The organism is Chitinophaga eiseniae, assembly GCF_900167135.1.
Taxonomy (GTDB): Bacteria; Bacteroidota; Bacteroidia; order Chitinophagales; family Chitinophagaceae; genus Chitinophaga; species Chitinophaga eiseniae.
Genome location: NZ_FUWZ01000001.1, coordinates 1,082,913 through 1,095,616, shown reverse-complemented (window position 1 = coordinate 1,095,616; position 12,704 = coordinate 1,082,913). Strand labels below are relative to the sequence as shown.

Genomic DNA, 12,704 nt, shown 5'->3' with positions numbered 1-12,704 from the left:
ACATGAAAAAAAATTTTCTACACAGCATATACGGAACAATCCTCGCCGCAGGCCTGCTCACCAGCGCCTGTAAAAAACCTTTCCTGGATATCGTTCCGGACAACGTAGTCACCCTCGCCAACGCGTTTTCCAATAAAACAGAAGCGGAAAAATACCTGTACACCTGCTTCGGCTACCTCCCCGATGCAGGCCCGGTATCCAACATCCTGTTCTTTGGCGCAGACGATATGTGGACTTACTACGAGAACAACTACTTCTACCAATCGCCCTGGAAGATCGCCCGCGGCGAACAGAACGTCGTCAACCCGTGGGTGGATTTCTGGAACGGCAGCAACCATGCCAAACCATACTTCAAAGCCATCCGCGACTGTAACATCTTTCTCGAAAACATGTTCGAAGGCGAATCCTACCGCCACATCGCCTACCTCAGTCCCGATATGCAGAAACGCTGGATCGCAGAAGTGAAATTCCTTAAAGCATATTATCACTTCTACCTGTTACGCATGTACGGCCCCATCCCCATCACCGATAAAAGCCTGCCTGTTTCCGCCACGCCGGAACAAGTAAAAGTAAAACGGGACCCGGTGGATAAAGTAGTGGAGTATATCGTCCGGCTGCTGGACGAAGCCGCCGCCGAGCTGCCGGTGGAAATTACCAATCGCGGTACAGAGCTGGGGCGCGTTACCAAACCCGCCGCACAGATGCTCAAAGCCAAACTGCTCGTTATGGCTGCCAGCCCGTTGTTCAACGGCAACCCCGACTACTCCTCGTTCAAAGACAGGGACGGACAGCTGCTCTTTAATCCTAACTACGACGCAGCCAAATGGGAAAAAGCCGCCGCCGCCTGCGAAGCAGCCATACAAACCTGCGCCGGCGCAGGTATCCGCCTGTACGAATTCACCGATCCTTTCGTGAAGCTGGCTCCTTCTACCGCCATACAGATGAGCATCCGCGGCAGCATCACCGAACGCTGGAACACGGAAACCATCTGGGCGCTCTCCGGCCGCGTAGACAATGTGCTGCAAACCTATTCCATGGTAGACAGGATAGACCCTTCCTTCCCCAATCCCACCTATCTCAATTCCTACATGGCGCCCACCATCAAAATGGCGGAGACCTTCTACAGCAAACACGGCGTACCGATCAATGAAGATAAAACGTGGGACTATGGCCGGCGCTACGAGCAACGGGTAGGCACCTACGAAGAACGACTGGACATACAGGAAGGGTATACAACCGCCAGGCTCAATTTCGACCGGGAAAACCGCTTCTATGCCTGCCTGGGCTTTGATGGCGGCCGCTGGTTCATGCAAAGCAATGCCACCGACGAAAACGCATGGACCATCAAAGCCAAGTTCGGACAGCCACAGGGCAAAGTGTCCGACCAGTTCTACTCCGAAACAGGCTACTGGCCCAAGAAACTGGTGAACTGGAAATTTACCCAGACCAACAACAGTTACACCACGGAAAGCTATCCCTGGCCGGAGATGCGCCTCGCCGATCTGTACCTGCTCTACGCAGAAACACTGAACGAAACCGGCAAAGGCAACGACGCCATTACCTGGCTGGACAAAATCCGTAAACGTGCCGGCCTCGACGGCGTGGTCAACTCCTGGAGCAACTACTCCACCAGCCCCGGTAAATTCTCTACCAAAGAAGGACTGCGGGAAATCATCCACCAGGAAAGAATGATAGAAATGTGCTTCGAGGGCTCCCGCAACTGGGACCTGAGACGATGGAAAAAAGCAGTGGTCTACCAAAATAAACCGGTACTGGGATGGGATGTGAACCAGCGCGTAGCCAGCGAATATTACCGCCCGCGGACTCTGTTCCAGCAAACATTCGTGGCGCCGCGCGACTACCTCTGGCCACTGCGTGAATACGACCTTACCGTTAACACCAACCTCGTACAGAACCCCGGCTGGTAACCCTTTCCTTTAACATCAATTCATGTTATTTATGAAACGATATATTCTTCTGCTCTTCGTTGCCTGCGAGCTCTTTGCCTGCAAAGACGAAATAATGAAACCTAAACAAGACGATGCCACGCCCCCTGAAAATGTAACAAAGATCACAGAACAGCCGATCCCCGGTGGCTCCAAACTCACGTATGTGCTGCCTTCCAGCAGCAACCTCCTGTACGTGCTGGCGGAAGTGACCACCAAACAAGGCGTAGTACGGCAGTTCAAAGCCTCTTATTATACCAACACCCTGCAGATAGAAGGGTTGGGCGATACTTCCCGCTATGAAGTAAAACTCTATTCTGTCAACAAAAGCGAAGTACGTTCCACTCCGGTATCTTTTACTATCCATCCGTTGGAACCACCTTTTACCGACGTGTTCAAATCATTTGTCATGGTAGCCGATTTCGGCGGCGTAAACCTGAAATTCAAAAACCCCACCGGTTCAGAACTGGAAATAGGTTTCTGCGGCCCCGACTCCGTACAGAAAACGCTCACGCTGCTGGATACCTATTTCAGTGCCGCCAAAGAGGGCAATCATACCTTCCGTGGCCTGCCGGCCGTCAAAGCCCGCTTCGGCGTGTTCATCCGCGATAAATGGGGCAACACCTCCGATACCGTTTTCCAGGAGCTTACACCGCTGTTTGAAAAAATGCTGGACAAAGCAAAATTCAGGGAGATCAAATTCCCCGGCGACGGCCCGGTGTATACCACCGAATGGAACATCGCCTATCCGTTCATCTGGGACGGCCGGTATTCCTCCACTTTCAACAGTCCGTATGACGGTAACGGCAACAACTGGCTCAACCTCTCTACCAACGGTCCTACTGATGGCAGGCCCATTCATGTCACCATCGACCTGGGACAGACCGCACATATCAGCCGCTTCCGTCTTAATCACTACTATCGTTTCATTAACAAAGGCCTGCGCAAGTACGAACTGTGGGGCAGCAATAATCCATCTGCCGACGGCAGCTGGGACAACTGGACCAAAATATTGTACTACGAACAGGAGAAACCTTCCGGCCTGCAGGGCGAACAATACAACGACGCAGATGCGGAAGTATGGCTGCGTGGTGATATGGCCAACTTCCCCGACGGGCTGCCAGCCTTCCGGTATATCCGTATCAAATGCCTGGAAAACTGGATGGGCAACGGTAACATGTCTTTTTCCGAAATCACTTTCTGGGGAGATACCCAATAACGATCAAACATATACGACATGAAAAATAAATCGCTGTTATTATATCTGTTCATGGGGATGATGATCTTTGTCAGTTGCTCTAAAATGGACGCCTATCTCGACATCGCAGGCCGGGAGGAAATCGCCTATACCGGCCGCGTGGACTCCCTGAAGGTATTGCCCGGCGACGGCCGCCTGGAGCTCACCTGGCTGCTGATCTCCGATCCCAAAATCACGGGCGTCACGATCTACTATAACAGTAAAAAGGATTCTGTGGTCATGCCTGTCAAAAGAAGTCAGGGCGTGGATTCCATGTACCACCTCTTCAGCAACATGCCCGAAGGCACTTACAGCTTTGAAGTATATACGTGGAATAACAACGGCTCCCGCTCAGTACCTGCTTATATCACCGGCCGGTCCTATGGCAGCATCTACAAAAACAGCCTGCTGAACCGCGCGCTCACCGATGCTGTCATCTCCGATGGCAACGTTGTTCTCAGCTGGGGACTGGCAGAAGAAACCGTCACCGGTATGGAAGTGACCTACACCAGCAACGCGGGCGCCACCATCCAGGTGAAAGCGCCGCGTGCCGCCACCAGCACTACGCTGACGGACTACAAGCCCGGCAGCAGTTTCAGTTACCGCACCTTATTCCGTCCGGATACGCTTTGCATAGACACGTTCTATACAACCGCTGTCACCCGGACACCTCAATAACCATCGTTCACGTTTTAAAACGGTATTATCATGTTAAAACTATCATTACTCGTGACAAGCCTCGCCTTTATGGTATCTACGGCTTCCATCACCACCTCCTGCCAGAAAGCACAGCTGGCAAACGGTCCGGACGAAAAAGAAAACACCGCCACCGTCAATGCGAAACCCAAACCGAAGCCGGCACCGGTGTGGTATATTTCCGACCTGGCGCTCATTTACCAGGGAGGCAGCCACCGGCTGCCCTGGACCAAAGACCAGCTGACGCCCTACATCTACCGCCCGGCAGCCACCGGCGGCATAGAGTGGCTGTTCGACGGTTTTCTTTTCATAGAATTCACAGATGGTATGGGCCACGAATATGCAGAAGGATACGAGCCAACACCTGCCGGCAAAACAGAATGGCAATGGCTGTTGGACCGCAACTTCGAAAGCGGCAAAGCGCTGCACGCCCTGGACGATGTGCTGGACAGCCTGGCGCAACTAAATATAAAGCCTGTACGAAAAAGGAAAGTGGTGCTTACCCTGCCGGAGCCAATCCGCAGCCTGAGCAACTGGGGCGAGCTGAATGGCAAAAACCTCAACTTCGCTGACAGCGCTGACAGGGTGGCTGCCTGTAACTGGTTCATAGAAACAGCCATGGCCAGATTCCAGGCTGCGAACTTTAAACACATCGAACTGTCCGGCTTTTACTGGGTAGCAGAACAAAATACCGGCGCCGTGGAGATCCTGCCGGCAGTGGCCAACATCCTGCATAACAAACAACAGCGTTTTTACTGGATACCCTACTATGGCGCCGCAGGAGCCGCCAACTGGAAAACAATGGGTTTCGATATCGCCTATCAGCAACCGAATTATTTCTTCGACCTGTCGTCTCCTTATTCTATCCTCACCGGCGCCATCAATTTTGCCAAGACCAATAAGATGGCGCTTGAAATGGAATTCGACGACCGCCTGATGACGCAGGCCGGCTATCGCCAGAAGTACACAGATTATATCAATGAATTTGATAAAGCCGGAGCATGGGCCAACCTGCCCGTCGCTTACTATGAAGGCGGTGGCGCATGGCTGAAAATGTCACTCAGCACCGATCCGGAAATAAAAGGGTTGGTGAAACGGCTGTCAGATATTATTGTCACCCGGCAAAAAGCGGCCGACCAGTAATATTTAGATATTTGGTTATTTTGGTATTTGGATATTTACAGGTTACTTAAGTGTGCTGATTACATAAGGAATCGATAAATATCCAAATACCAAAATATCAAAATGACCAAATTTTATCGTCCTGTATGAACCGGGTGTTTTTTATGGCGCCGGGGCCAAAGAAACGGTATTGCAGGCCTATGATTCCTGCCGGCGCATTGGGACAGTCCAGTTCGTAAGCGAGTTTTCCGTTTACCCAAAACTGTAGCTGCCGGCCATTCCCTTCCACCCGCAGCGGCACCCAGTTGTCAAGATCGCAGCCGAAGCCGGAAAGATCTGCATCTTTACTTGAAACCCCGCTACCTCTGCCATACAGCTGCAGATCGCCCACGCAACCTTTGGGGCATAACGGCACCATGATCACATCGTCCTTGCATAATAACAGCACCTCCACCCGTTGACATGCGGCGCTTTTATCGTTCTTCGGGTTGCTGACCATCGTTTCAAAAACAAAATGATCGTTTTGCAGCGAGTCCATCTCCCGCACGTTCACAAAACGGATCTTAGCCGGTGTTGGGCGGTCGTAGAGAAAGTTTTGCTGCAGCAGCGGCACGTCCACCGACAAGATGCTATCCTTTTGAAAGGCATCTTTTTTAAAGTATACCGGCACCGGCGCATCACCTTCTGACAACGCTACCCAGCCTCCGGAAGTAATGAGCAGGTCATGCGTTTTCACGATCTGCGCGCCTGCCATCAGCTTGGCTTTAAAGTAACCGGGAACGTAATAGATCGCGGAATACTGGTGTTTGTCCTTCGGCACGGCCACTTTACGGCTTACATCCCATGTCTGTGCGATAAATACAGTATCATCGCCGGCGGCAGATGCATCATAGTGAAAGATCACGGAATTGGGCACGCCCTCGCTGACCATTTTATTACTGCTGAATTGATAGGCCGCTGCGTTCACCTTTCGGGCCGGCTGCCGGCCCCATAAAAACAGCGCGCCAGCTATGACCAGTAGTTGTACCGCGAACAACACATACCACTTGCGTTTTTTATCTTGTAAGGTCAGATGATCCCCCTTTGCCTTTTCTTCCGGGAGATGACCAGCCGTTGGTGAATTTTCTGTAGAGAGATGATTCCCGGGAAACAGTTCTTCTTCCGGAAGAGGAGATAACGCCGGCTGGCCACTGACGGATGACCGTTGCTTAAAATCCCGCCAGTCTTCATACCCTGCAAAACGGGCGATCGTGTTCAGCGTAGTCATGGCTGGCATATGCTGATAAGAAAGCTTTCCCCATAACCGCTTCAGCGTGGTAACGCTCAGCGATACACCCGTTACTTCCTGTATTTCCACACTTAGCCTGTCAAAGTCGTACGTGGTCCATTCAGATGAACCTCCCCGTTTCAACTTTGTTTCCACCTGTTGCAGGCACAAACGTATATAGTAATTATCAATATTGTTTTCCATTTACAAACAATAACTTAGAAACTTGCACACACTTGAACGAACTTGTTGACGCTTTGAATCGCCTTTAAGTTACTCATTATTCACTTTTGCCGCATGTGAATTTCAAATCCTAAAACCGACAGCTCATGACAAGAAAAATCACCTGGATGGCACTGCTGTTTATAAACATGCAGGCAATGGCGCAACAAATACCTTTAAAAGCCGGCAAATGGGAATTTGCACCTGACAAAGTGCGGTTCCTGACCCACCGCGATGTGCCGGCGATGCAACTGACAGACCCCGACAGTCACGCACTGCTGAAAGGCCCCGACTTCACAGATGGTACCATAGAATATGATATTGAGCCATTCGGCAACGATTTCACCGCCTTCTACTTCAGAAGGGCCGATGCCAGGGAAAAAGAATGCTTCTATTTCCGGACGCCGTTCGCCGGCAAACCCTATGCGCCGCAAGGTGTACAGTACGTGCCTTATATTGACGGGGTGAACCTCTGGGATATGCTGTATCATTTCCAGGGCAACGCTCCTTTCGACAAGGGCAGGTGGAATCATGTGAAACTGGTCATCTCGGGAAGACAGATGAGAGCTTATGTCAATCATCAGCCGGTATTACAGGTCCCCTACCTCGAAGGCAATACCAACCGCGGCGCCATCGCTTTCGACGGACAGGCCTACATCGCCAACCTGGTGATCAAACCCGGTGCAACAGAAGGACTCTCTCCCGTGCCGGGAAACGATCCTACGTTTAATGATCCCCGTTACCTCCGCAAATGGCTCGTCAGCCAACCCGACAGCCTGCCGCAGGAGCTGAATATGCTCCGCGGCTTTCCCAAAGAGGTCCGTTGGGATTCCATTGCCGCAGAGCGCCGGGGGCTGATCAACCTCACCCGGCAATTCGGCATGAGCCACACCCGCCGCATCGTGTGGCTGAAAACAACGATCCGCGCCCAGGCTGCCGGCATGAAAAAAATACACCTCGGCTTCAGCGACGACGTATGGGTATACATCAACGGTCAGCCGGTCTACCTCGATAAAAATATCTACGGCACGCCGCTGGCCAAAGTACCCGCCGGCCGCTGCACCCTCGACAATACATCTTTTTACCTGCCGCTCAAAGCGGGCGCCAATGAATTGGTCATCGGGGTTGCCAATGACTTCTACGGCTGGGGCATCATTGCCCGTATGGACGACCTCGATGATATCCGGTTAACAATTTAGGGATTTTTTGATTTACGGATTTCCTGATTTCGTATATAGCTAAAAGCGAAGACCAAAGCGGACTAAATATAGTGCTTTGATCTTCGCTTTTTATTCGCAAAATCCGTAAATCCGTAAATCCGTAAATCAAAAAATCCCTAAATCACAAATCCCTACACAACCGCTACGGCCTTTCTGGCGGGCGCCGGCTGCGGTTTTTTCTTTTTTCGTCCCCACCAGATCAGAAAACCGGTGACGGGCAAAGTAGCGCCGATAAGGCTGGCAAAGAAAGCCAGGAACTTGCCCGGCAGGCCCATGATGCTGCCCACGTGAATATCATAGTTCATGCGCCGCAGCTTGGTACCAAAACCGGCTTCTTCATACGGTTGCCCGTATACGCTGTTGTCCTTTATCTCCGCCAGCGTGTGACGGTCAAAGGTATACCGCACATTGTTATAGTATTGCCCCTTGCTGGGATATACGATCATCGAGATAGCAGATGCCGCTTTGCCCGTGTCCGGGAAGCTCATATAGAAACCGGTGGCACGGGGATTTTTAGCGGCCACCTGCTGCCAGGTCTTGTCCATCGCCTGTCCTAAGGTGAGACGGTTGCTGGCCGCCTGCGTACTGTCGGACTTTAGCTCCCTATACTCCGGTAAAGCTTTTCCACCAGCGGTCACCCAATACAATCCTTTGCTGTACCATTCTATTCCCCATACCATACCCGTCATTCCGATCGCAAACAATATCAGCAGTGAATAAAAGCCCAACACATTGTGCAGATCGTAGTTGACCCGCTTAAAGCTGGCGCCCCATTTGATTTTGAAGCTTTGCTCACGGGTGGTTTTGTTCCATTTCTTCGGCCACCACAGCACCATTCCTGTCACCAGCGTGATCACAAAAACGAGCGTGCTGTAGTTGACGATCGGCCGGCCTATCTTGTAAGGCATCCACAGAAAACGGTGCCCGTTTAATATCCAGCGGAAAAAATCCACCTCCCCGTCTTTACGGGTCACTTTCGCTACCACATCGCCGGTGTAAGGATTCAATTTGAGCGTAGAGCCGCTACGGCGTCCGCCTACATTGACTTCTATCACCCGGTCCTCGCGGTAGATGGCGTAACTGGCCGGTTTACCCGGGTACTCCCGCGCCGCTATCTCCAGGATGCGGGACGGGAGTATCACCGGCGCTTCCTGCCGCGCGATCTTTGTTTCCGGTTGCATCCATCCGGTGATCTCTTCGTTGAAGACCCAGATACAGCCTGTCAGGCACACGATCACCAGGATAATACCGGAGATGAGTCCCAGCCAGAGATGCAGCCAGGCGGAGATCCGGTAAAACAAAGATTTGTGCTGTTTCTTTTTCGGCGTTTTTTTCATAACTGCGGATTAATAGACCATTTTAGTGATCGCGGTGATAGTGCCACCTTCCACTTTCATTCCCGGCGCAAAGGTCCCGGAAGCAATGTCAATCTTATAAATCCAGTTGCCGGAAGGCGTATTCAGACCGATGAAAGCAGTCTTGCCATCGTCGGACAGCGTATTGTTATTGTAAGGTGCAGAGGTGCTGATAATTTCTGCCGGCGCGCCTTTCACCCATTCAAAAGTTTGATTGGCCACATCCACGATCGCCAGTTTCAGGTTACCATTGAAAGCACCGGGTTTATCATACATCATCAGTAACATTTTGTTGTTCGCCAGGTACATCTGGGAAGAGATATGATAACCACCGGATTTTTCCTGTACATTAAAGAAGTAAGTTTTGTCGAACCCGGTAGTGCCAGCCAGTATGCGCACAATCGCAGAAGGCTTGGTGGACGTGTATTTGGAGCCGTTCTTGGCAGATGCCGGAGAATATCCGTACACATCTCCTTTTTCTGTTACCGCCAGACCGTTGTTGAAGTAATTGCCGATAAAGCTGGTGCGGTTATCACGGATCACTTTTTCCAGGGTAAGGTCAGGATAAGAGAACACAGCGATCCAGCTGCTGTCGGGGTAAGCGGTACCGAAAGCGTCACCACAGCATCCTTTGATGCTCATATATGGCGCAAACACTTTGTTGCCGACCTGCGTTGCCCAGGTAAAGTGGGCACGTTCACCGTTGGCCGCCAGCTGCACGATATTCACCTGCTTCTCACCATTCACACGGGATTTCAATGCGTCTATCCTGTAAAAAGAGGCGTTCTCATTACCGGAGCGGGGCACCTTCATGAGCAGCAGTTCATCCTGCACTTTGGCCAGTACCTGTACGGTTTCCGCCTGGAAAAAACGGGTCATCACCAGTTTACCTTCCTGGGTGAGGCGGTAAGTGGTCACGTCACCGGGATTACCTTGTCCGTAAAGAAGACTGAAGAAACGTCCTTTATGCGTCAGGTAATAACGGTAGGAGCCGTCCTGCTCTTTACCATTACCGGCGGTGGAAATGGAGCCGCTGCTGACGTTATCTGCGGTAAGCAGGTAATCGGCGATACCCGTGGTACCTACAGGCGTGGCCGTGATGATATATTTGGTACGGCCCTGTGGCTCGTATTCCTGAAAGTCTTCTGTACTGAGTGTATCTTCCTTATCACAGGCAGACATAAAAAATACAATGCCTGCCGCCAGAAACAAATATTTGCTGATTTTCTTCATGACTGTTTATTTAACCGCTGTCCTTGTTAGTTTTTATTGAAAAAGTATCTCACCTTGGCATAGAAAGCACGTCCGGGTTTCTGTAAGGTGAAGTTGTCATATAACCGGTTGTCCGCAAGGTTCTTACATTCCAGCGCAACGTTGTATCTGCCGTTGGCGAGGCTGTACACCAGGTTCACGTCCTGACAGAACTGACGCGGGATCTCCAGCTTCTCATCGCCCTGGCTGGGCCATGACAGGTAGTAAGCATGTACATACAGAAAGTTGTAGCCCAGTGTCAGCGTATTACCTTTCCTCAGCACGTTATGGAAGAAGAGAGATGCATCTGCGTTGCCAAAGAGATACGGCATGTTGGGAATACGGTCACGGTACAACGGACTTTCTTCTTTCTGGCCTTCTTCAAAGCGGGTATTGTTACGCAGGTTCTGGTAAGTCATATTAACACCGGCGGTAAATAGTTGTTTGTAAGAATAACGGATTTCGCCGTCCACACCCAGATTGGTCACATCGGCGAGGTTACCGTTGGTTTGTTTGGTCTGGTTAGGGTTCAGCATGGGACGGATAAAGTCTTTGGCGTCGCGGTACAGCAGGTTGCCGTCGAAGCTGAGACGGTGGTCTTTCTGAATCTGCATCTGGTAGCTGATACCCAGGTTGTAGTTGTTGCTGCTCTCCGGTTTCAGGTTCACGTTGCCTTCCAGGTTGATCAGGTCACCAAATAATTCTTCTGTTTCGGGCAGACGGTAGCTTTTTTCGTAGGAACCTTTTACTTGTAAAGCAGGTTTGATAAAGTAGGTAGAAGCAAGACCATAGCCTACTTTATTAAAGCTGCTTTCCTGGCTTTTATAAGCTACGTCCCCCCAGTTACCGGAAGGATTGTAGCTTTGGGAGTACCTGTTCTGCTGGGAGTAGTTCTTCACAAAAACGGAAGTATTCCATTTTTCGCTGTAGTCGAATTTGTAACCCAGTCCGGTGATGTTCTTACGGACCTTTTTGGGTTGATCATATTTTTGATCATCGGGGAACAGTTCATCCTTACCGGAACGGCTAAACGTATTGAACACGTTGTTCAGGATAAACGAGTGGCGCGGGCTGAGCTGGTAGCTGAGATTAGCGGTAGCCAGGCCGTTGTTGTTACGGAACTTATACATGGAACGTTCACGCTCGCTGCCTTTGCCTTTGTACGCTTTGTACTGCTGGAACCAGTTGTAGCGGCGGTAGACGGTGTCGATGTTCTGTTCGTAACCGAAGTTGTAGTTACCGGTAAGGTTGAGGTTCAGTCCTTTTACGAACAGATCTTTTACGGCGTACTTAATGCTGGGCATAACGATGTCCCCTCTGCGGTGCCAGTCACCGAACACGCTCACCATGCGGGCGCCGGTCTGTATTTCGGAGTAGTTTTTCCCCAGGGTGATGCCTACCAGCAGTTTGTCAGCATACTTTTTACCCACCACGCCTACGTTGGCAATCACGGTTTCGTTGTGGTAAGTATCGTGAAAACGTTTGATATGTTGTTTAGGGTAATAATCGCCGGTATTGATATCGGCTACGTTCACCCATACTTTATAGTTATTATCTGAATAGTTCTGGAAAGCATTGAGCTGCACGGTGAAACCGCTTTTGGAAGTGTAGCCGGCATTCAGCGTGGAGCGATGAGTATTAAAGGAACCGAAGGAATAAGATACGTCCACATAGGTGTTGCGGTTGGTATTGGTAACGATATTGATAGCGCCGCCCAGTGCATCCGCTCCCAGCCAGATGGGTACTACCCCCTTATACACTTCTACTCTTTCCGCCAGGTTGATGGGGATGTTGTTCAACTGGAAAGAAGAGCCGAAGTTATCCATGGGCACGCCATCCAGGAAAAATTTCACCTGCCGGCCGGTAAAACCGTTGAGAGAGAAGTTCATCCGGGAGCCGAGGCCGCCGGTTTCCCGCACTCTTACGCCGGAAACGCGGTCCAGCGCGTGTGACAGATCGAGGGTGGAGTTATATAATTTTTTTGCATCAATAGCAGTCACGTTAAAAGCCTGCCGGTTTACTTCCTGACTGGCCGAGCGGCCGATCACAGATACGGTGTTGATTTCGCTGATAGCGTTTTCCAGCCGGATATTTAACTGCAGTTGTTCATTTTCTTTCAGGGTTAGTTCTTTCTGCTCGCTTTTAAAGCCCACGGCAGATATCAGGAGGGTATGTTTACCCGGACGAATATTTTTAATATGATAAAAACCTTCCGTGTTGGAAACAGCATAAGCGGTACCATGCTGCACTTTGATGGACACTCCGGGAACGGGAGTACCGGCAGCGTCTTTCAGGTGGCCGCTGATGCTGCTTTGCGCATAGAGGAATTGGGATAAAATACTCAAAATGCCTGTCAGTAGAATCTTTTTGATATGCATTGTTTATATG

The 12,704-nt window shown here is 50.8% G+C and carries 9 protein-coding genes; 5 read left to right on the top strand and 4 right to left on the bottom strand.

The window, feature by feature from the left end; all coding sequences use genetic code 11:
- The first annotated feature begins 2 nt into the window (after positions 1-2).
- Genes B5D63_RS04640 through B5D63_RS04625 form a run of 4 tightly spaced genes read left to right on the top strand, consistent with a single transcriptional unit; the run spans position 3 to position 5,022 of the window.
- The gene (locus B5D63_RS04640; RefSeq protein WP_078667574.1) at positions 3-1,928 is read left to right on the top strand and encodes a RagB/SusD family nutrient uptake outer membrane protein; all 1,926 of its coding nucleotides are present in this window, start codon (positions 3-5) and stop codon (positions 1,926-1,928) included.
- A 31-nt stretch (positions 1,929-1,959) separates the two neighbouring features.
- Entirely contained in the window at positions 1,960-3,165 is a 1,206-nt protein-coding gene (locus tag B5D63_RS04635; RefSeq protein WP_159455885.1) for a DUF5000 domain-containing lipoprotein, read from the top strand.
- A gap of 18 nt (positions 3,166-3,183) precedes the next feature.
- Entirely contained in the window at positions 3,184-3,861 is a 678-nt protein-coding gene (locus B5D63_RS04630; protein ID WP_078667572.1) for a DUF4998 domain-containing protein, read from the top strand.
- A gap of 30 nt (positions 3,862-3,891) precedes the next feature.
- Positions 3,892-5,022, top strand: a complete 1,131-nt coding sequence (locus B5D63_RS04625; protein ID WP_078667571.1) for a DUF4855 domain-containing protein — start codon at positions 3,892-3,894, stop codon at positions 5,020-5,022.
- A 97-nt stretch (positions 5,023-5,119) separates the two neighbouring features.
- On the opposite strand, the gene B5D63_RS04620 is transcribed toward B5D63_RS04625, so the two are convergent.
- Positions 5,120-6,472, bottom strand: a complete 1,353-nt coding sequence (locus tag B5D63_RS04620; protein ID WP_078667570.1) for a hypothetical protein — start codon at positions 6,470-6,472, stop codon at positions 5,120-5,122.
- A 125-nt stretch (positions 6,473-6,597) separates the two neighbouring features.
- Here B5D63_RS04620 and B5D63_RS04615 point away from each other — a divergent pair, with 125 nt between their 5' ends.
- A complete protein-coding gene (locus B5D63_RS04615) occupies positions 6,598-7,689 on the top strand; it encodes a LamG domain-containing protein (protein ID WP_078667569.1) in 1,092 nt (363 codons plus the stop codon).
- Positions 7,690-7,841: 152 nt separating this feature from the next.
- On the opposite strand, the gene B5D63_RS04610 is transcribed toward B5D63_RS04615, so the two are convergent.
- From B5D63_RS04610 to B5D63_RS04600, 3 genes are read right to left on the bottom strand one after another with little or no spacing between them, the layout of a single operon-like run.
- Complete coding sequence (locus tag B5D63_RS04610) at positions 7,842-9,047, bottom strand: PepSY-associated TM helix domain-containing protein (protein ID WP_078667568.1); 1,206 nt, start codon at positions 9,045-9,047, stop codon at positions 7,842-7,844.
- A gap of 9 nt (positions 9,048-9,056) precedes the next feature.
- On the bottom strand, positions 9,057-10,298 hold the full coding sequence (locus B5D63_RS04605; RefSeq protein WP_078667567.1) for a DUF4374 domain-containing protein: 1,242 nt from the start codon (positions 10,296-10,298) through the stop codon (positions 9,057-9,059).
- A gap of 26 nt (positions 10,299-10,324) precedes the next feature.
- Complete coding sequence (locus tag B5D63_RS04600) at positions 10,325-12,694, bottom strand: TonB-dependent receptor (RefSeq protein WP_078667566.1); 2,370 nt, start codon at positions 12,692-12,694, stop codon at positions 10,325-10,327.
- Positions 12,695-12,704: the final 10 nt, after the last annotated feature.